The 20,804-nt window shown below is 56.2% G+C and carries 16 protein-coding genes and 1 pseudogene; 11 read left to right on the top strand and 6 right to left on the bottom strand.

Features of this window, described 5'->3' with window-relative positions; genetic code table 11:
• Positions 1-38: 38 nt before the first annotated feature.
• On the bottom strand, positions 39-1,205 hold the full coding sequence (locus tag E9531_RS13485) for a glycosyltransferase (protein WP_136574310.1): 1,167 nt from the start codon (positions 1,203-1,205) through the stop codon (positions 39-41).
• Between the two features lie 314 nt (positions 1,206-1,519).
• Here E9531_RS13485 and E9531_RS13480 point away from each other — a divergent pair, with 314 nt between their 5' ends.
• The 7 genes from E9531_RS13480 to rsfS all read left to right on the top strand — a co-directional run bounded on the left by E9531_RS13480 (position 1,520) and on the right by rsfS (position 10,057).
• Complete coding sequence (locus E9531_RS13480) at positions 1,520-2,518, top strand: ABC transporter substrate-binding protein (protein ID WP_244610113.1); 999 nt, start codon at positions 1,520-1,522, stop codon at positions 2,516-2,518.
• Between the two features lie 135 nt (positions 2,519-2,653).
• Positions 2,654-4,456 carry an ABC transporter permease gene (locus E9531_RS13475; protein WP_244610112.1) on the top strand — a complete coding sequence of 601 codons (1,803 nt, stop codon included), beginning with the start codon at positions 2,654-2,656 and terminating at the stop codon, positions 4,454-4,456.
• On the top strand, positions 4,444-5,571 hold the full coding sequence (locus E9531_RS13470) for an ABC transporter ATP-binding protein (RefSeq protein ID WP_136574292.1): 1,128 nt from the start codon (positions 4,444-4,446) through the stop codon (positions 5,569-5,571). The genes E9531_RS13475 and E9531_RS13470 overlap by 13 nt, the downstream gene beginning before the upstream one ends.
• Before the next feature lie 248 nt (positions 5,572-5,819).
• The gene (locus E9531_RS13465; protein WP_136574291.1) at positions 5,820-6,539 is read left to right on the top strand and encodes a YebC/PmpR family DNA-binding transcriptional regulator; all 720 of its coding nucleotides are present in this window, start codon (positions 5,820-5,822) and stop codon (positions 6,537-6,539) included.
• Positions 6,540-6,585: 46 nt separating this feature from the next.
• Positions 6,586-7,866 (top strand): phosphoribosylamine--glycine ligase, encoded by a 1,281-nt coding sequence (purD, locus tag E9531_RS13460; RefSeq protein ID WP_136574290.1) that lies wholly within the window; start codon positions 6,586-6,588, stop codon positions 7,864-7,866.
• Positions 7,867-8,136: 270 nt separating this feature from the next.
• A complete protein-coding gene (gene hemF / locus E9531_RS13455; RefSeq protein ID WP_136574289.1) occupies positions 8,137-9,087 on the top strand; it encodes an oxygen-dependent coproporphyrinogen oxidase in 951 nt (316 codons plus the stop codon).
• A gap of 193 nt (positions 9,088-9,280) precedes the next feature.
• Complete coding sequence (gene rsfS, locus E9531_RS13450; protein ID WP_136574288.1) at positions 9,281-10,057, top strand: ribosome silencing factor; 777 nt, start codon at positions 9,281-9,283, stop codon at positions 10,055-10,057.
• 107 nt (positions 10,058-10,164) lie between these two features.
• On the opposite strand, the gene rfbC is transcribed toward rsfS, so the two are convergent.
• On the bottom strand, positions 10,165-10,713 hold the full coding sequence (rfbC, locus tag E9531_RS13445; RefSeq protein WP_136574287.1) for a dTDP-4-dehydrorhamnose 3,5-epimerase: 549 nt from the start codon (positions 10,711-10,713) through the stop codon (positions 10,165-10,167).
• Between the two features lie 20 nt (positions 10,714-10,733).
• Positions 10,734-11,621, bottom strand: coding sequence for a glucose-1-phosphate thymidylyltransferase RfbA (rfbA, locus tag E9531_RS13440; protein ID WP_136574286.1), 888 nt, complete (start codon positions 11,619-11,621; stop codon positions 10,734-10,736).
• A 97-nt stretch (positions 11,622-11,718) separates the two neighbouring features.
• Here rfbA and E9531_RS13435 point away from each other — a divergent pair.
• A pseudogene (locus tag E9531_RS13435) lies at positions 11,719-12,297 on the top strand (BON domain-containing protein); the annotation flags it as partial.
• 227 nt (positions 12,298-12,524) lie between these two features.
• Here E9531_RS13435 and E9531_RS13430 read toward each other — a convergent pair.
• The 3 genes from E9531_RS13430 to E9531_RS13420 form a co-directional block, all read right to left on the bottom strand.
• Positions 12,525-13,502 carry a LysR substrate-binding domain-containing protein gene (locus E9531_RS13430; protein WP_136574284.1) on the bottom strand — a complete coding sequence of 326 codons (978 nt, stop codon included), beginning with the start codon at positions 13,500-13,502 and terminating at the stop codon, positions 12,525-12,527.
• A 270-nt stretch (positions 13,503-13,772) separates the two neighbouring features.
• On the bottom strand, positions 13,773-14,540 hold the full coding sequence (locus E9531_RS13425) for a class II glutamine amidotransferase (RefSeq protein WP_136574283.1): 768 nt from the start codon (positions 14,538-14,540) through the stop codon (positions 13,773-13,775).
• 154 nt (positions 14,541-14,694) lie between these two features.
• On the bottom strand, positions 14,695-16,230 hold the full coding sequence (locus E9531_RS13420; RefSeq protein ID WP_136574282.1) for a DHA2 family efflux MFS transporter permease subunit: 1,536 nt from the start codon (positions 16,228-16,230) through the stop codon (positions 14,695-14,697).
• A gap of 505 nt (positions 16,231-16,735) precedes the next feature.
• Here E9531_RS13420 and E9531_RS13415 point away from each other — a divergent pair.
• From E9531_RS13415 to E9531_RS13405, 3 genes are all read left to right on the top strand, one after another.
• Positions 16,736-18,241, top strand: coding sequence for a DEAD/DEAH box helicase (locus tag E9531_RS13415; protein WP_136574281.1), 1,506 nt, complete (start codon positions 16,736-16,738; stop codon positions 18,239-18,241).
• A gap of 201 nt (positions 18,242-18,442) precedes the next feature.
• Positions 18,443-19,735: an MFS transporter gene (locus E9531_RS13410; RefSeq protein ID WP_136574280.1), complete on the top strand. Its 1,293-nt coding sequence runs from the start codon at positions 18,443-18,445 to the stop codon at positions 19,733-19,735.
• A 107-nt stretch (positions 19,736-19,842) separates the two neighbouring features.
• Positions 19,843-20,781, top strand: a complete 939-nt coding sequence (locus E9531_RS13405; RefSeq protein WP_136574279.1) for an AraC family transcriptional regulator — start codon at positions 19,843-19,845, stop codon at positions 20,779-20,781.
• Positions 20,782-20,804 lie beyond the last annotated feature (23 nt).

The following is a 20,804-nucleotide window of genomic DNA, read 5'->3' as shown; positions in this document are numbered from 1 at the left end:
GTGGCATGTATTCTTGGGCATACAACCTATTGGACAGGCTATGGGGAGTGGCATGCTGAGTGCGCATCGGCCTGAACGCCAGTAGGTTTGCCATTGTGCTGGAGCAGGCGCTCCAGAATGTCTGGTACCTCAAACAGCGCGCGGTTGTTCATGGCGCGCACCCGCGCTTGGTACTGCGGCAATTGGCTTTGCAATTGCGCTACGGCTGCGGTGAGTGCGCGCAAGGAAGTGCACGCCAAGCCTACGCCCTGCTCTTGTACCCAACGCACGTTGTAACGTTCTTGCGGCATGGTGGCGCCGTTGTGCATCACGATGACTGGTAAGCCGCAGCGTAGTGCTTCGCTGATGCTGCCTGGGCCGGGTTTACCGATCATGAAATCGGCCATATGCATGAAGTTGGCCACATGCGGCGTAAAGCCCTGCACCCAACGCGGCGCTTGTTGCGGCATCGCCTGCAATTGTGCCGCCAGCTTGTGGTTGTGTCCGCACAAAAAAATGGTTTGTACCTGGGGCATGCCACGCGCTATGTGCAGCATGGCGCGCCCGCCATGGCCACCAAACAGTGCCAAAGCGGTCGGGCGGGCAGGGTCAAGCCCCAAACACAGCATGGCTTGTTCGCGTGGTTGCGTTGGTGTTTGGTAAAACTCAGGACGAACCAGCATGCCTGAGGTGGTGTGAATATGCGTTGGTGTTAAGCCGAGGCGGCTAGCTTGTTGGGCGGCGTACGCAGTGCCGCATACTAAGTGAATGCCTAGCCCCGGCTCAATCCAGAAGCGGCCGTGGTCCATGTCAGCCAAATCGGTCATGACGGTGACATAGGGCGCTGTGCTGCCTGTAGCGCGTAAGCCTGTGGCCATCACCCGGTTGAAATTGGGCACCAGCGAGACGACCAGGTCCGGGCGTGTGCCTTGCCAATGCTGCTGCATGCGTTGCGCCAGGCGCGTCTGGCTCAGGCGTATGAGCTGCTGCAACAACCGCAGCTCTTGCGCCATGCCCCGTGTCCAGCCGCGTGCCAAACGTTTGTTGTAAAGGTCTTCAGGGTGGAGCCCCGTTAGCGCATGAAAATGGCCCCTGGGGTCCAGCACATCAAAGATGTTGACTAGGCGAATATTCCAATGCCTGCGCTGGGCCAGTGCAATGGCTTCCAAGGCAAGGGCGCTGGCGCGGTGCCCGCCACCGGCATTGAAGTACATCAACTCCACCATGGGGGCTTGTGCAAAAGAGGGAGCCACAGTTACATCCTGTCGTTCGACCAGCGAACCATGCTAGAGCGGCTTGATGACCAGATGACACGGTTTGGATGACTGCACGATGACAGGGCGTGGGCGAGGTTCGCGACTGGGTTCTTTCATGCGCGCTATCGCGGCTTGCCTTAATAATGTCATGAAAGCGTCATGCATCACCCCTACGCTACGTGGCGCTGCAGCATTGCGCTGCTTGTGATGGACTGCATATGCCTGAGCTTGCATGGCTCCATGTGCAGGTCAAAGTCCTGATTTATTTTGTTGATTGTTACACCATGAACCTGTCGTCAATTCCTTTCGGTTTGCGTCTTGCGCCATGCCTTGCCGCTGTGGTGGTTTGTGCCGGCATGGCCCACGCGCAAACCATTACGCTTTACACCAGTCAGCCCAATAGTGATGCGCAAGCGACGGTCGATGCGTTCATGGCGGCCAACCCCAGCATCAAAGTGGAGTGGGTACGCGATGGCACGACCCAGCTGATGACCCGCTTAGAGGCTGAACTGGCAGCCAAAGCCGTGAAAGCCGATGTGCTTTTGATTGCCGATACGGTGACGCTGGAGTCGCTCAAGCAGCGTGATTTGCTGCAGCCGCACCTCAGCAATGAACGCGCGCATTACAGTGCTGATCTGTTTGATGAGGACGGTTATTACTACAGCACCAAGCTGATTACTACAGGCATTGCCCACCACAGCGCTGCGCCCCAGCGCCCCAGCAGCTGGAAAGATTTGACCACTCCTGCATACAAAGATTTGGTGGCAGCACCTAGCCCTTTGTATTCAGGGGCGGCGATGCTGCACTTGCAAACGCTGGTGAACCTGCCTGAATTTGGCTGGGGCTATTACGAGGCGCTCAAAGCCAACAACGCCCAGGTGCAAGGCGGCAACGGTGGTGTGCTTAAAGCCGTAGCGACCGGCACCAAGCCGTATGGTGTATTGGCCGATTACTTGGCCATTCGCGAGAAAGCCAAGGGTGCCCCTGTGGAGTTTGTGTTCCCTTCCGAGGGGGTATCGGTGGTGACGGAGCCGGTGGCCATTCTCAAGAGCAGCCAGCAACCTGCAGCAGCGGCCAAACTGGTGGATTTCTTGCTGTCTGCACAAGGGCAGGAGTTGGTGCTCAAGCAAGGCTACATCCCTGCGCGCAATGGCAGTGCGGTGCCTGCAGGCTTTCCTGCGCGTGAGAGCATTCACATTCTGCCGTTGAACGCAGCCAAGGCCTTGGCTGAAACCGATGCGGACAAAGCCCGTTTCGGAAAAATTTTTGACGCGGCCAAGTAAACTGGCGCCCGCATAAACACCACGCCACCGTGAGATGGCCCGAGTTGCCTCGGGTCTTCAGGTTTTTTTGCAGGCTCAGCTCGCGCAGGCTTTTCAAGTGCGAACCCGTGCGGGGCTTTGGCATGGTCTAGATTTTTGGGTACTTATTTTTTGGTCAATCGCATCTCTTCTTCTGCGCCGCTGAAAGCTTCTGCCGTGCGGTCAAGTGCAGGAGCCCCTTCTTCTGCCATTCCCACCAAGGCGACTTTGGGCGTGCGTGCTATGCCCCCCATGGGGTGGCGCATGCTGCTACTGGTGTTGGCTGCGGTCGTTTGCCTGTGGCCCATGGTGCGCTTGGCGTCAATGGCTGTGGTCGATTGGAGTGGTGCAGGCCAATCCGCTGCTGCACAAGTGTTGGTGCAACGCGCAACGTGGCAAGCGCTGTGGCACAGCTTGGTCACCAGCACCGGGGGCATGCTGGTGTCGCTGGTGTTGGGCGGTAGTTTTGCGCTGCTGGTGACGCTCACCAACGTTCGCGCCAAAGCCCTGTGGGTCTTTGGCCTGATGTTGCCGATGATGATTCCGCCCCAAGTGACGGCGCTGGCCTGGTTGCAAATGACAGGGCCATCCAGTGCCTTGCTGCAAGCTTTAGGAATGGCTCCGCCATTGGGCAGCCCGCAACCGTTGTATTCCGCCGCCGGAATTGCGTTGCTGCTTGGGGTTCAGCATGCGGCCTTGGTGTATTTGGCCGTGCGAACCAGTTTGCTGGCGATACCTGCGGACTTGGTGGAAGCGGCTCAGCAGGCTGGTGCGGGCCGCATGCGTGTGTTGGCTGACGTGGTCTGGCCATTGGCGCGGCGTGGTTTGGCCGCAGGAGCCATGCTGGCGTTTGTTTCTGGACTGGGTAACTTTGGCATTCCGGCTTTGCTGGGGATTCCCGCCAGTTATTACGTGCTGCCTACCTTGATTTACCAAAAGATGGCTAGTTTGGGCGCCACTATGTTGCCGCAAGTGGCCATCCTTTCCGTGATGACAGGGGTAATCGCGTTGCTGGGTGTATGGCTGCAGCAATGGCTGCAACAGTCGGGCGGTTATCGTCTGTTGGGCCATGTGGGCAAGCCTTTGCAGTGGTCATTAGGCAAAGCGCGCCCATTGGCGGAGGCCGTGTTGTTGGTGGTACTCGTGGTGGTGCTGGTTGCGCCTATGCTGGCCTTGCTGGCAGCGTCGTTGGTGCCAGCACTGGGGGTGCGTTTGAACTGGGACAATATGGGCCTGAGCGCTTATGCAGAAATGCTGTTGAGTCAACGCGTAACCTGGCGCGCGGCTGGCAATAGTTTGCTGCTATCGGTGTTGGCTGCTGTTGTCTTGGTGGCCCTTTGCCTGCCCTTGGCTTGGTGGATGGCCAGACGGCCATCGCGCGGACTGCGCTGGCTTGAAGGCGTTCTTGAATTGCCTTATGCCGTGCCGGGCGTGGTGTTGGCCGTGGCTTGTATTTTGGCGTTTGCACGTCCTTTTCCTTGGTGGGACTGGGGCTTGTATGGCAGCTTGTGGTTGATTTTGGTGGCGTATTTGGCGCGCTTTTGGATTGTGGCGCTGCGCCCGCTGCTCAGTGCCATGCACGATGTGGACCCTGCTCTTGAAGAGGCCGCTCAACTGGCCGGTGCCAACCCACGCCAGCGGCTCAGCCATATTCTTGCCCCCCTGCTTGCGCCTGCGTGTTGGGCCGCTGGGTTGCTGGTGTTTTTGACGGCATTGAATGAGCTCACGGTATCTGCCTTGCTTTGGAGTGCAGGCAAGGAGACCTTGGGCGTGCTGATATTCAATTTCAACGAAAGTGGCGAAACCGTACTGGCCTCGGCTGTTTCGGTGCTGATTGTTCTTTTTGTGGTGTTGGCTATGCTCGCGCTGGCATGGTTGGGCCGCAAGCTACCGCGTGGAGCCATCCCATGGCGCAACTGAAAACCACCAAGCCTGCCTCTGGGTTGGCCAAACCGCATTTGCAACTCAAGCAGTTGCGCCGCAGCTACGGCCATCAAACGGTGGTCAAAGATTTGGATTTACACATTGCCAAAGGGCAGTTTCTGGCGCTGCTGGGCCCCAGTGGATGTGGCAAAACCACGACCCTGCGCATGATTGCCGGGTTTGAGCAACCTGATGCGGGCAGTATTTACCTCGATGAACAACTGTTGGCCGATGCGCACCGCAGTGTGCCTCCCGAAGAACGGGGCATGGGTATGGTGTTTCAATCGTACGCGTTGTGGCCGCACATGAGCGTGGGCGACAACGTAGGTTATGCGCTCAAGCTGCGTGGCGTAAAAGGTGCAGACTACACCCGAGCGATTGACCAAGCGCTGGAGCAAGTGGAGTTGGCAGAAAAACGCGATGCTATGCCGCACCAGCTCTCTGGCGGGCAAAAGCAGCGCGTCGCGTTGGCGCGGTGCATTGCCGCCCAGCCACGCGTGATTTTGCTGGACGAGCCGTTGGCCAACCTTGATCGGCATTTGCGCAGCACCATGGAGACGGCATTTCGCCAGTTGCATCGCCAAAGTGGGGCGACCTTTGTTTATGTCACCCACGATCAGGCTGAGGCCATGGCCTTGGCAGATGAAATTGCGGTGATGCACCAAGGGCAGTTGGTGCAGCGTGCTTCGCCGCAACACATTTACCGCCAGCCGCGCACAGCATGGCTGGCCCGTTTCATTGGGCAGGGGAGCGTGCTGAAGATGGAGGCTGCAGCGCCTTCTGCCAACCATGCGCAAGGCACCGGCCAATGCATAGGGGACAGTGCTTGGCTGCACATGGCTATTGCACATGCGTTGCCCGACTCGCGCAAACCACAAGCAGAGATTCTCGTGCGCCCAGAACACGTGCATGTACACGCAGCAGGTCAGGGGGCAGGGCTGCCCGCGCGCGTACTTGATTGCATTTTCAAAGGAGAGCGCTATGCATTACGGCTGGCGTTGGCATTGCCAGGGGCGCAGGAGCTGCAGGCATACAGCCAGCAGCCGTTTGTAGTGGGCAGCCCGGTGGCAATAGACATTGCGCAAGCATGGACTTTGCAAAGCGCGGCCTAATGGGCCGTGACTGCGTCGGTTTCATGCCTGATGGATTTTCGGGCTATGGAGTCCGCTGGGAGGCGGCCAAGGCCTGTGTGTGCGTGCCTGCAACGGCTGGCGGCGAAATACGGTGCGAACCACAAGTCCCTGCCCACGATGGTGGAATGGACAAAGTAAAATGCGCACTTTTCGATTGTTATTGAATTGAGCTCTGGGGCTTGGCATGTGCCGGGTTTACAGCCTCATTCAACAAAAGAGGTGACGGCATGGCTGGGCATAGTAAGTGGGCGAATATCCAACACCGCAAGGGGCGTCAGGATGAAAAGCGAGGCCGTATCTGGACCCGTTTGATCCGTGAAATCATTGTGGCAGCGCGTGCTGGTGGTGGGGACCCGAACGCCAATCCACGCTTGCGCTTGGCCATTGACAAGGCCAAGGCCGCCAACATGCCTGCGGACAATATCAAGCGCAATATTGACAAGGCCACAGGCAACCTTGAGGGTGTGAACTACGAAGAAATCCGCTACGAAGGCTATGGGATTGCCGGTGCGGCCATCATTGTCGATACGATGACCGATAACCGCCAGCGTACCGTCGCTGAAGTGCGCCATGCGTTCAACAAGTATGGCGGCAACATGGGCACGGAAGGCTCGGTGGCGTTCCAGTTTCAGCGGGTGGGGCAGTTCTTTTTTGCGCCGGGCACGGATGAAGACAAAGTCATGGAGGTGGCTTTGGAGGCTGGTGCTAACGATGTGGTGGCCGACGAAGAAGGCGCTATTGAGGTGCTGTGCGACCCCAATGACTTCGAGTCCGTGAAAACGGCGCTTGAAGGCGCAGGGTTGGAAGCTGAGATGGCAGAGGTGACGATGCGATCGGATGTCACCATTGCGCTCGAAGGTGAAGACGCCGAGCGCATGCAAAAACTGCTGGATGTGCTGGAAGATTTGGACGATGTGCAAGACATCTACCACAACGCAGAACTGTAACAATCGAACAACGAATGCGCTGTGTGCGCGAACCTGAATCCTACGTATGAGAGTCCTTGTGATTGGTGGCGGCGGCCGTGAACACGCACTGGCCTGGAAACTGGCCCAATCCCCGCGTGTGACGGAGCTGTTTGTGGCGCCAGGCAATGGCGGAACAGCGTTGAACCCGAAATTTCGCGAAGTGCCGATCACCGATGTGGTGGTGTTGCGCGAGTGGGCACAAAAAGAAAAAATTGCCTTGACTGTAGTGGGTCCTGAGGCGCCATTGGCGGCTGGTGTGGTCGATGAATTCCGTGCGCATGGCTTGAAAATCTTTGGCCCTACACAAAAAGCGGCGCAGTTGGAGAGCTCCAAAGCATTCTCCAAGGATTTCATGAAGCGCCACGGCATCCCGACCGCCGCGTTTGAAACCTTCACCGATGCGGTAGCCGCCAAAGCCTTTATCGACAAGCTGGGTGCACCGATTGTGGTCAAAGCGGATGGCTTGGCCGCAGGCAAAGGCGTGGTGGTGGCCGAGACCGTGGAACAAGCCTATCAGGCCGTTGACGACATGCTGCTGGACAACCGCTACGGCGCCGTGCACAACGCGGGTGAGGCGCGTGTGGTGATTGAAGAGTTTTTGGCCGGCGAGGAAGCCAGTTTTATCGTCATGTCTGACGGTAAAAATGTGGTTGCGATGGCCACTAGCCAAGACCACAAGCGTCTGCAGGATGGCGACCAGGGCCCTAATACTGGCGGCATGGGCGCGTATTCGCCTGCACCCGTGGTGACGGCCGATGTGCATGCCAAAGCCATGCGTGAGATCATCTTGCCAACGGTGCGTGGCATGGAACGCGACGGCATTCCTTTCACCGGTTTCTTGTACGCAGGGTTGATGATTGATGAGAAGGGCCAGCCCAAAACATTGGAATTCAATTGCCGCATGGGCGACCCTGAGACCCAGCCCATCATGATGCGTCTCAAGAGCGATTTGTACGAAGTGTTTGCCGCCGCTGTGGACGGCAAGCTCGACAAGATTGAGCTGGAGTGGGACCGCCGCGTGGCACTGGGGGTGGTGATGGCCGCTGCCGGCTACCCTGAGTCCCCGCGTAAGGGCGACGCGATTCAGGGCTTGCCAGACGATATGGACGACGCCATGGTATTCCATGCAGGTACGGTGCTGGAAGATGGGGTGGTTAAAACCAGTGGTGGACGAGTGCTCTGTGTGACGGCATTGGGAGACAACGTTAAACAAGCCCAGCAACGCGCTTACGAAGTAGCCAGCTGGATTCATTTCGACGGTGAGCAATACCGCAAGGACATTGGTTTCAGGGCAATCAAAAACTGATGTTCAACAAGTGGGATAGGTGCGGTGCGTTTCAACACACTACGGCCAGTCCCACTAAAAGCGACTAACACAACCCTTGATAAGTCGAAAGCAAAACCTTGTCGTACTACTTGTACTGCCTACGGTTTTGCGCCTAGTCTCAACCGCCAACCTTTGGTTTGCTGGGTTGTGTGTTAGCCGCTCTAAAGACACAAGGCGTTGTATTGAGGTGCGGCGCCTTTTGTTTTTTGCCCCACCAATATGAGCCAATAGCCTGAAGGAGTGCACCGCATGAACGAATCCATCTCTCATCCCGGCAGTGAGATTGCACAAGTGCGGCCATGGCTGATTGCACTGCAGCAGTCGATTGTGGATGCGCTTGAGCAAGTGGAAGAGGCTGAGCAAGGCTCCATAGGCTTTGTGCGTGAACCGTGGCAGAAGGCCGCCCATGAGCCGTTGCAAGGCGATGGCATCACCTGCATCATCGAAGGGGGCGCGGTGTTTGAGCGGGCCGGTTGCGGCTTTTCCCATGTCCACGGGGCAGCCTTGCCGCCCTCGGCCACCCAAAAACGTCCTGAATTGGCGGGAGCAGGGTTTGAGGCTTTGGGGGTTTCGTTGGTGTTTCACCCGCGCAACCCTTATGTGCCAACGGTACACATGAATGTACGCATGATTGCGGCTCAAACGGCGCAAGGCCAGACCGTGAGTTGGTTTGGTGGGGGAATGGATTTGACGCCCTACTACGCGTTTGAAGAAGATGCCGTGCATTTTCACCAGACATGCCGCGCCAGCGTGCAAGCTTTTGGCGATAGTTTGTACCCACGTTACAAGACATGGTGCGACGACTACTTCTACCTCAAACACCGCGATGAGCAGCGTGGTATTGGTGGTATTTTTTATGACGATGTCACCGAGTTGGGCTTTGCGGGTGGCTTTGCCATGATGCAGTCTGTCGGCTCGCACTTTCTGAAGGCGTATTTGCCTATTGTGCAGCGGCGCATGCACATGCCTTATGGCGAACGTGAACGCGATTTCCAGCTCTACCGACGTGGTCGTTATGTGGAGTTCAATCTTGTTTTTGACCGCGGCACCCATTTTGGTTTGCAGTCCGGCGGTCGCACGGAATCAATTCTGTTGTCCATGCCTCCACAAGCCCATTGGGCATACCAGAAAACGTACGAAGCAGGCTCTCCAGAAGCTCAGTTAACGCAGCAGTTTTTGATTCGTCGCGATTGGCTTTGATGTGCTGCGCTTGTGTGGCCAGCTGTCTACAGCCTCAGATACGCATACGCTCTTACGGTACACTGCGCAGACATTGAGCATCTCAAGATATTGTTTTGAGCGCGATTGAAGCAGCATGTTGTTCTTCTGTGCAGCCGCTCATCCAGCTATTTTTGCTTTTTATAAGCACCCTTTTAGTTCCCTTTAGTACCGCATGAAAACCATTAGCGAGTCCACCGCCAAACGCCACGTCAGCAAGTTGCAAGCAGCCATTGTTGATGGCCTGGAAGATGTCAAGGCGCAGAATATTCAGGTGTTCGACACCACCACACTGTCGCCGCTGTTTGAGCGGGTGATTGTGGCCTCGGCGACTTCGTCTCGCCAAACCAAAGCGTTGGCTGCCAGTGTGCGCGACAAGGTCAAGGACGCTGGTTTTGACAAGCCGCGTATGGAAGGCGAAGAGAACGGTGAATGGGTGATTGTGGACTGTGGCTCGATCGTGGCCCACATCATGCAGCCTGCCATTCGTGAATATTACCGTTTGGAAGAAATCTGGGGTGAGAAGCCGGTGAAGTCTGCCGCGGCTAAAAAAGCTGCCAAAGCGTCTGCAGCAAAAGCAGCCAAGACTGCTCCTGCGTCAGATGCAGATACAGGCGCCAAGCCGACGAAGAAGCCAGCCCCGGCTGCTAAAAAAGTGGCCGTGAAGAAAGCTGCATCTAGCACGGTGGCCAAGAAGCCAGCAGGGAAGGCCCCTGCCGCAGCCAAACCGGCAGCAACCAAGGCAGCATCCAAGAAGGTAGTGGTCAAGGCTCCAGTGGCCAAAAAGCCGACGGCAAAAACAACGGTGAAAGCAACCCCCAAAGCGACTGCTAAAACCCCTACTAAAACCGCCGCTAAAACGGCTGTAAAGACCTCGACTAAGTCAACTAAGGCTCCGGTGAAGGCCGCAACTAAAAAGGCCGCATCCAGCAAAGGCGCAGCCAAAAAATAAGTGCATAAGCTATGCAGCACGCCATGTGCGCATGAAAAAGGCCACGGCAATGTTCCGTGGCCTTTTTGTTTGTCTGCGCCGATTGCGCGTACTGTTGATTGCGTGCCTTATTCAAAACATTCAGCAGTGGCAAAAGGCAATGCCTGTGCGTCTTTGGCTGAAATGGTGGGTTGGCCGTTCAGTGTGGGCCATTCAATAGCCAGTTGTGGGTCGTTCCATGCGATGGCGCGTTCATGCTTAGGGGCGTAGTAATCGGTGGTTTTGTAGAGGAAATCCACGGTTTCTGACAGCGCCACAAAGCCGTGGGCAAAGCCTGCGGGCACCCAAAATTGTTCGGCACCGGTATCGGTCAACATGGCTCCTACCCATTGGCCAAAAGTGGGAGAGCTGCGTCGCAGGTCGACTGCCACATCAAAGGCCTTACCGCGCGCAACGCGTACCAGTTTGCCTTGCGGTTGCTGGATTTGGTAGTGCAGGCCGCGCAGCACACCATAGCCGCTGCGGCTGTGGTTGTCTTGCACGAACGTGACGGGGCGCCCCACCGCTTCGTCGAACACACGCTGGTTGAAACTCTCGCTGAAAAAACCGCGCTCATCGCCGAAGACACGGGGTTTGAGCAGCAAAACGTCGGGAATCTGGGTGGCAATCACTTCCATGGCAATGGTTTTCTATTGGGTTATCGGGGGCTTTGGATGAGCTGCTCTAAGTACGCACCGTAACCACTTTTACGCAAAGGGGCAGCTAAGCGCAGTAGCTGCGCATCGTCGATCAGGCCATGGCGCCATGCAATTTCTTCTGGGCACGCTATTTTTAAGCCTTGGCGCAGTTCCAGTGTGGCAATGAATTGGGATGCTTGCAGCAAGCTTTCGTGGGTGCCTGTGTCCAGCCAGGCGTAACCACGCCCCATCAGCTCAACATTCAAGGCGCCTTGCTCCAGATACAGGCGATTGAGGTCGGTGATTTCTAATTCGCCGCGGGCAGATGGCTTGAGGGTTTTAGCCAATTCCACCACTTTGTCGTCGTAGAAATACAGACCGGTGACGGCGTAATTGGATTTGGGTTTGGCAGGTTTTTCTTCGAGCGACAGGACTTTACCCTGGGCGTCAAATTCTGCCACGCCATAACGTTCGGGATCATGCACATGGTAGGCAAACACCGACGCCCCTTGCGTGCGAGCGTGTGCATCGGCCAACTGGGTGGGCAGGTCGTGGCCGTAGAAGATGTTGTCGCCCAGCACAAGCGCGCTGGGGGCGCCATTTAAAAAGGCTTCACCAATTAAAAAGGCCTGGGCCAAACCGTCGGGCGAGGGTTGCTCCGCATAATGCAGGTTCAACCCCCATTGGCTGCCATCGCCCAGCAGACTTTGGAAGCGCGGTAAATCAAGCGGTGTGCTGATGATCAAGATCTCGTCAATTCCCGCCAGCATCAGCGTGGAAAGTGGGTAATAGATCATCGGCTTGTCATAGACCGGCAGCAATTGCTTGCTCAAAGCCAGTGTGGCTGGGTGCAGGCGTGTGCCGGAGCCGCCTGCCAAAATAATGCCCTTGCGTTTGAGGAGGGTCATGGGAGAAGTTAAAGCGTTGAAAAAGTGGGAACCCAGCGTGATGAAAACGGCTCTGTAGGCCAATAGAACCAGCCGGTTGGGTTGAATCGAGTATGGTATGTTATGGCATAAGCGCTGCAACTGGCACCAAAATGGGTTCACTGGCTGGTGGCAATGCAATCAAACAATGGGGTGGATGATGTTTTCAAAAAAAATGGCAACGGCCGTGTGTGTGGCCTTAGTGGGTACTTTCGGGCTGTCTGCATGTGTCCCTCTGGTGATGGGGGGCGCTGCCGTAGTGACTTCTTCGGTCGCGCTGGACCGGCGCACCGCTGGTGCGCAGGTCGATGACAAGGCGATCCAGCTGAAAGCACGCACTTCGCTCAATGAAGCGTTGAGCGAACAGGCGCATGTCAACATCAACAGCTACAACCGACGCGTGCTGCTGACAGGTGAGGTTGCCAACGAGGCTGAGCGACAAAAGGCTGCCAAATTAACGGCCGAAGTGGAGAATGTACGTACGGTGTTCAATGAGCTCGTGGTGGCGGCGCCCGCTACCTATTCCGAACGCTCCAACGATACTTGGATCACCAGCAAAGTACGCACAGAGATCTTGCGTACAGATAACCTTCCCTCTAAGTCCATGCAGGTCACTACGGAGCGTGGTGTCGTGTATTTGCAGGGCCTTGTGACCCCGCGCGAGGCAGAACTGGCAACGCAAACAGTGCGTTCGATCAGTGGTGTTGAAAAAGTGGTTCGTATCTTTGAAACCATTTCTGAGGCCGAACTGCAAAAAGCCATTCAAGAGCGCGAAGCACGTGCAGCAGAAGGGCCTATTGGCGGTGCAGATCTGGGCGGGCCAAACATCTGATCATTTGAGAGCAGACATTACCGTAGCGGCGCTGTTGTTTTGGCTACGCGGCGTCAATTCTCTTGAACGCGTTTAACACCTGGCAACGTGCATGCATAGACGGCGTTGCGCAAGGCCGCAATGGCTTCGTAGCGGGTGAAGCTGCGGCGCCACGCCAGAACCACTCTGCGCGAAGGGGCTGCGTAGCGGCCATCGTCACTGACGGGCAGGTAGCGAATGTGCGCGGCTTCGCTGGGTCTGTTTTGTCCGGGAGATTCATCTTCTGGTGCCATACCTTGCGGAACGGCCAAACGGGGAACCAGGGTAATGCCCATGCCTGCTGCAACCATGTGTTTGATGGTCTCTAGGGAAGAGCCTTCAAACGATTTTTGAATGCCTTCGCTGTCAGAAAAACGCGCAAACTCAGGACAAACTTGTAAAACGTGGTCACGGAAACAATGGCCCGTACCGAGCAGCAACATGTTTTGCTTTTTCAATTCGCTGGTGGTAATAGCTTTTTGCTGGGCCAGCGGGCTGCTGGTCGGCACGGCCGCCAAGAAAGGCTCGTCGTACAGCGGGGCAATGGCCAGGTTGTTGTCAGGAAATGGTTCGGCCAAGATGGCGCAATCAATTTCACCAACGCGCAGCATTTCGAGCAAACGGGAGGTGAAGTTCTCCTGCAGCATCAGTGGCATTTGCGGTGTGTTTTCGATGACTTGGCGCACCAGCTCGGGCAGTAGGTAAGGGCCTATGGTGTAGATCACACCGAGACGCAACGGGCCTTTGAGCGGATCAGTACTGCTTTGCGCGATTTCTTTGAGCAAGTGTGCCTGGTCCAGAACGTTTTGCGCTTGTTCAACCAAACGTTCGCCCAATGGCGTCACAGTGACTTCGCCTGAACTGCGTTCGAACACTTTAACGCCCAGTTCGTCTTCGAGCTTTTTTACTGCTACCGACAGTGTGGGTTGAGACACAAAACACGCTTCGGCTGCGCGGCCAAAGTGGCGCTCGCGGGCCACGGCAATGATGTATTTCAGCTCCGTTAAGGTCATGGTGCTTAGAACGTGTTTAGGATCACCACGCAGACCGCGTTGGAGTCCAAAAGGATGCGATGCGCGGCAACAACCGCAGTCGGGCTATCTGCCCGGCGAATTTTTAACACAGAAGCGCATCTTTTGGACTCCAACCCGAAGGGCAAGCCCCCAAAAAGCGCATTGCAGCGTTGCCCGTTTTGCGCATACAGGCGTATGCGCGGCAACAGGCGCCTTGCACTGCCGCTTTTTTGCGTCTTGCGCGACTGGGAGGAAATCCTAAACACGTTCTTAGATATCTTGGTGCATACCATCGACAAACACTTTGAGCTCACCACTTTCAAACGAAGTCCAAGTTTCGTCATTGGTTAAAGGGGCGGTCACGATGATGGCAGTTTTGTCTTCGGGGCCATTGCGCTCAGCAAAGTCAATACTCAACTCTTCATCGCTCAAGGTGGCTTTGTGGAAGGGCCAGGCGCGCTCGGTGTAGCACAAATGCGTGGTGGCATGGGCCCACAAGGCGTCGCCATTGGAGAGCAGGAAATTGAAGGTGCCATGTTTGGCAATGCGTTTGGATAGGTCTCGCAAGGTCAAGGTCATCTCACGAATGCTGGGCACGCCCACATGCGACTTGGACAGTTCTTGCATGATCCAGCAGAACGCCAGTTCACTGTCGGTCGTGCCAACAGGGTGAAAGTGCCCATGCAACCTAGGATGAAATTCCTTCAAGTCCCCATTGTGGGCAAATACCCAGTAATTGCCCCATAGCTCACGGATGAACGGGTGGCAGTTGGGTAGGTTGACGCGGCCTTGGGTGGCCTTGCGGATGTGGGCAATGATGTTGGTGCTTTTGATGGGGTAGCGGCGGATCAAGTCCGCTACAGGCGAGTGGATGGCGCTTTGGTGGTCCACGAAATGCCGCACACCATGTTCTTCAAAAAAGGCCATTCCCCATCCATCGACGTGGTCACCCGTCTTGCCCGCACGCTGCGCAAACCCGGTGAAGCTGAAAGTGAGATCAGTCGGGTTTTTGGCATTCATTCCAAGCAGTTGGCACATAGCAATCACATGGGGGTTGATGGAGATGTTGCAATATCAGTATGGGCTACGCGATAGCCGTTGCCAATCATACTGCGTTGCAGCATGCGTGTGCAGCCTTCCTGTGTGCAATGTGCCATAGTGCTCTTTGCGAGGGTGGTGCAGGCTATTGCTTTTACTGTGGGGTTGACGGAGTTGTTGCATCGCTTGATGTGGCATCTGCTGTGGGCTGTGGCGCAGTGGTTGGCACTGCACGCAAATGCCGGGCGGCAAGGTAGGCTAGTGCGCACACAACACCCAGCAGCACAAAGGTTTCTCCAAAAGCGGCAATGCGTTCGGGGCTGCTGTGTGGGTTCGTGAGTGAGTCACCTTGCGCGGCCACGCGCCACTCCAGCACAATGCCGCACAAACTCACACCGATGACGCCGCCGAGCATGCGGATAAAACTGATGATGCTCGAGCCTTGCGAAATCAACTCCTTCTTTAGCGGCCGCACGGCCACCAAGTTGAGTGAGGGCAAGATAAAGCCTAGGCCAATCCGGCCAAAGGCACTGATGGCAATCAACAGGCCAATGCTGCTGCCAAGGCGCATGAAATACATCAACCCAAAAGAGCCCGCCAGCATCCACAGGCCAAGCCCAACCAGTAAGCGTGGCGAAAAACTATCGGCCATGCGCCCAGCGATGGCAATGGTGATGGCCAGGACTAGGCCAGAGGGCAGCATGATCAGGCCCACTTCAGAGGCGGAAAACTCCAACCCGACTTGCATAAAGACGGGCAACAAGTAGGTCGAGCCAAATAGAGCGGCGCCATAGATAAAAGCTACGATGCAGCCCATGCAAAAAGTTTTCGAGCCAAAAACCCGAAAATCCATCAACGGGTCATGCTGGTGTGCGACCAAACGTTGCTGCCACCAAGTAAAAAGCAGGCAGCAGCCTAAGGCCAGACTCAGCAGCCCTACGGCGGGCAGGAGTCGCCCATCGTGCATCCACACCAAGCCATTGAGTAGGCTGAGGGTTCCCACCGTGACCATCAGGAGGCTGCGCCACTCTAGTGCTTCGCCTTTACGCGCAGGCACCCCGCCTGGCGCTGTTGTGGGCACAAAGCGCAGGGCCAACCATGCCCCTGCTGCACAAAAAGGCACCACCATGTAAAAAATCGAACGCCAACCCCACCAATCAACCAAGATGCCACCGATGGTAGGGCCCAAAGCAGGTGCGAGCACGACACCCATACCAAACAGGCCACTGGCTTTGCCTTGCTGGTGGGGCAAAAAAGCGTACAAAATAATGATCGCAGGAATGGGCTGTAGTACCCCAGCGGCAATGCCTTCGAGCAAGCGCGCAGTCAGCACCAGACTGAAGTTGTGGGCTAAGCCACCGACGATGCCACCAATTGCCAGCAAGGCCAGCATGGCAATGTAGGTGCGTCGATAGCCATAGCGAAACAGCAGCCAAGGCGTGGTCAACATGGCCACTGTATTGGCGGCCATAAAGGCTGAGCTGACCCATTGCGCGCGTTCTTGCCCCAGTGCAAAGTGGTGGCTTAGAGCAGGAATCGCCACATTCACGACCGTAGCAGACATCAGTGATGCAATGGTGCCGACCATCAGGCTGAGCAAGAAATACCAGCGAAAGTGCTCCCCATAACGGGCGGTGAGGGCTTGCAAACTGCCTGGCGCAAGCGTGGGTGGGGCGGTCGTCTCTGTCATGTGCGGGCTAGGGTAGTGGGCGCGAGACGCCATTTTTACGCAATTGAGCGCGTGTGTCTTGGCGCAAGACCATATCGGCATTCGTTTTGCCACGGCATCCAGTCAGTCTTGGCTGCCATCATTCATTGCGGAGCAGGCCCTCGGTTGCTTCCGCTGGATGACATGCCCGCAGCGCTCATTGAAAAGTGGGGGCAAGAAGCAGCAAGGCATCGCTATTTTGTTGTGAATAGGTCTATTTCTGCGCGACTTGCCCTTTTGTGTCCCTTGGCAATGGCCCCAAGCATTGCACATTGCCTTGCTATTGCTTGATAATGTCCGTTTGCTGCTGCGCAGCAAATAAGCAAACTGGTTACACTGGTTAGTCGCTGGGGGCGTGAGGAGGCATTGAGGCCTTTTCTTTCACCAAGACAGGCGGCCAACATTGTGCAGAACATTGTGTTCGGTGCGATGCGGGTGGCGACCTGAATTGGCTGCACCACATCATCCAGCGCGTAATGACTATTTCATGAGCAAACAATTTTCTACTCTGATGCTGGCCGAGCCTATCCAGCGCGCAATTGCGGATATGGGCTACCAAGAAATGACCCCGATTCAGGAGCAAGCCATTCCGGTGGTGCTTGCGGGGCAAGACGTGATGGGCGCGGCACAGACGGGTACGGGCAAGACGGCGGCATTTTCTTTGCCATTGCTGCAGCGCATGCTCAAGCACGAAAACAGCTCGGCATCACCGGCGCGCCATCCAGTGCGTGCCTTGGTCTTGCTGCCAACGCGGGAATTGGCAGACCAAGTGGCAGACCAAGTGGCCCAGTTTGCCAAACACACCAAATTGCGCAGCGCCGTCGTGTTTGGTGGCATGGACATGAAGCCTCAAGTGGCAGAACTCAAAAGCGGTGTAGAGGTATTGGTAGCAACACCGGGGCGCTTGCTTGACCATTTAGAAGCCAAATCAGTCAGCTTGGCGCAAGTTGAATATGTGGTGCTTGATGAGGCTGATCGCATGCTTGATATCGGGTTTTTGCCTGACTTGCAGCGCATTTTGTCGCACCTGCCAGCCAAGCGTACGACCTTGCTGTTCTCTGCTACGTTCTCGCCTGAAATCAAGCGTTTGGCAGAAAGCTATTTGCAAAACCCGGTATTGATTGAAGTGGCCCGTCCTAATGCCACCAATGCCAGTATTGAACAGCAGTTTTTCCGTGTTGGTGAAGACGATAAACGTCGCGCTTTGCTGCAACTTTTCAACACCCACGGCCGTAAACAAGCGTTTGTGTTTGTCAACAGCCGCTTGGGGTGTAGCCGTTTGGCGCGCTCTCTTGAGCGTGATGGCGTGCGTACGGCCGCGTTGCATGGTGATAAAAGCCAGGATGAGCGGCTTAAAGCCTTGGATGCGTTCAAAGCGGGTGAAGTCGATTTACTCATTTGCACTGATGTTGCCGCCCGTGGTTTGGACATTAAGGATGTGCCCGCGGTGGTGAACTTTGATGTACCGTTCCATGCCGAAGACTACGTGCACCGCATCGGTCGCACAGGCCGCGGGGGTGCATCTGGCTTGGCCTTTACCTTGGTGACAGGGGCGGAAGACCGGCAGTTGGCAGAAATTGGCAAACTCATCGGTAAGAAGATTACGGCAGAGACTTTGCAACTGCAAGGTGCAAGCGGGCGTGAGGCACGTGAGGACCGCAAAGAACGCAGCGACCGCGTTGAGCGTGGCAGTGATCGCCGTGAATCGCGCGACGGGCGAGGTGACAGCCGCGAGAGGCGCGAAAGCAATCGCGACCGTGGGTTTGCTGAGCGTGATCGCCGGGAATCGACGGATCGCTCCCTTTCATACCGCCGTGCCAGTCATGCCCCCAAAGACCCCCTGTTTGATGCGCCGTACGTGCCCAGCACCAGCGATGCAACGGCCTCTTGGGAAGTCACTGCCAAACCTGTTGCAGCCCAAAGCGCCCATCGCCGCTCGGGCAATATCAAGCCCAAGGCCAAAATTGCTGCCTTGCTCAGGGCTGCTGATTGAGCATTGATAGGGAGCGCCTGCAGCATGGTGCGCCGTGAATGCGTTGCATGTACTGCCTAGCAGGTGATTGTGTTCAGGGCGCCGCCCTCTGCAGCATTTCTGACTTCGCGTTAGACTCTGCCGCCTGATTGGCTCAGGGGCGGCTTGTGTGATGCATGCTTTGCATCTCTTGGGCAGTATGACCTCCGCTGTAATTCTGTTATGCCTGCCGAGCCCGTTTCTACTTCTTCCCCCAGCGCCCCTCCTTCAGCTCCTGTTCAACGCACAGGGGTGTTAAAAGCACCGGGATTTGCAGCTTTTGTGCTGGCGCGCTTGGCCTCGGTGCTGGCCATGCAAATGCAGGCGGTGGTGGTTGCATGGCAGGTGTACGACATGACCAAGGACCCGATGTCGTTGGCTTATGTAGGTTTGGCGCAGTTCATTCCGATGCTGTTGCTGTTGGTGCCAGCGGGCGATTTAATAGACCGTTTTGATCGCAAAAAAATCCTGGCACTCAGCTGGGTGCTAGAGGGCTGTTGCAGCGCCATGCTGTGGTGGCTCGCCATGAATCCCCAGCATGGAGTGGTGTGGATTTATGGCGTACTGGTGCTGTTTGGCTGCGGCCGAGCCTTTACTGGCCCTGCGCTACAAAGTTTATTGCCCCAGTTGGTGCCTCGCGAGCAGTTGGCACAAGCGCTGGCCACCAATAGCATGTTGATGCGCGCCTCCACCATTGGGGGCCCCATTGTGGGTGGCTTCTTGTACAAATATGGTGGCCCTATCACGTATGCCGTGTGTTTTACATGTTTCGCATTGGCATTGCTGTTGCTGCTGCGTGTACCGGTGTTATATGCAGATATGAAGCCGCCCCAGGTTGGTCAAGCCGGTGGCTTTACGCAAATGTGGGTGCGTTTTGGTGCGGGGATTTCGTTCATCCGCAAGCACCCGATTATTTTGGGCACCATCTCTCTTGATTTGTTTGCCGTGCTGTTAGGGGGCGTGGTGGCACTGCTGCCTATCTATGCGCAAGATGTGCTGCATGTCGGGCCAGAGGGTTTAGGTTTGTTGCGCAGCGCTTTAGGTGTGGGTGAAATTGCAATGGGCATTTATTTGGCACGCAAGCCTTTTAACCAGAATGTAGGCATGCGGATGTTTTTGGCTGTGGCCATTTTTGGCTTGGCAAACTTGGTCTTTTCATTGTCCGCGTTTTTCTGGTTGTCGTTTGTGGCGCTGATGGTGGCTGGTGCCGCTGATATGGTCAGTATGTACATTCGTTCAGCTTTGGTGCAGTTTTCGACACCTGATGCGATGCGCGGACGTGTGAATGCAGTCAATATGCTGTTTATTGGCTCCTCAAATGAGTTGGGTGAGTTTAGAGCAGGCACCAGTGCTGCATGGGTGGGGGCGGTACCCGCAGCTATTTTGGGCAGTGTGAGCACGTTGGCGATTGTGGGCTTGTGGATGTGGCGTTTTCCTTCATTGCGCCGGGTTGAGCGGTTTGAAGAGGCCGGATGAGTGTGCCGCGCGGCTCAAGCAACCTAAGAACGTCAACACGTCCTGAGTTATATCGATCTAACGAAATCATCTTTGGCTCTTGTAGGGGCTGCCTCTACATTGCTGGCATGCACGATTTGGATACACCCTCTCACCACCTTGTCAATTGGCTGCTTGGCGGTCTTCAGCTCGATACCACGGTGTTCCATGTGGGGCAATACTGTGGCAGTTGGCGCGGTTCTACAGCAGGGCGTTTGGTGGGGAGCTTTCATTTGGTATTGCATGGCCAATGTCTCTTGCATTCGCAGGCACAAGAGAGCGTGCTGCTAGGTCCTCAGGACGGCGTACTGTTTTTGCGCGATGTACCGCACTGCCTGTCATCCCAAGACCATTCAAGCGCAGGTTGTAATGAGCAAGATGCGGCCGTGGGAGTGAAGGCCAGCACCATGCTGCCTTTGGATTCCAGTGTGTCTGGTAGCACAGGGTTAGCCTGCGGCTTCTTCCATTTCAAGGGAGCAGTCAGCCAGCTGCTGTTGGCTGGTTTGCCTGACGCTGTAGTGATTCGAGCGCAAGACCCCAGCATGCAGGCTATTGCGCCACTGTTTTCAATGATCCGTGCTGAAGCGGGGAGTGATCCGGAGCACTCCACCCCATTGATGCAGCGGCTGGTCGATTTACTGTTTTTCTACGTGCTGCGCCACCATATCACGCACGACAGTGCTGTGCACGGGTTGTGGGCGTTGGCCCGAGCAACAGACCTGCAGCCCTTGCTTTCTGCCATGTTGGCGGCACCGGGTGATGTGTGGAGCACCGAGTCAATGGCGCGCTTTGCACACATGTCGCGGACGACGTTTTACCGCCGCTTTGTGGAAACCACAGGCCAGGCGCCTGCGGCTTTCCTGCAATTGCTGCGCGTGAAGATTGCGGCACAACGTCTGGAGCGCGGAGAGAGTGTGGAGCGTGCCGCTGATTATGTGGGCTATTCGTATGCTGCGTTCCACCGCGCGTTCAAGAAAGTCACCGGTGCAGCGCCTGGTAGCTGGCGCCGCAATGGGGCGCTGCAATAAGCGCCTGATTCCGATTTTTTAAG

The organism is Lampropedia puyangensis (assembly GCF_004833285.1).
In the GTDB taxonomy this organism is placed as follows: domain Bacteria; phylum Pseudomonadota; class Gammaproteobacteria; order Burkholderiales; family Burkholderiaceae_C; genus Lampropedia; species Lampropedia puyangensis.
The sequence above is the reverse complement of the archived record's forward strand: the minus strand, read 5'-3'. Positions and strand labels throughout refer to the sequence as shown.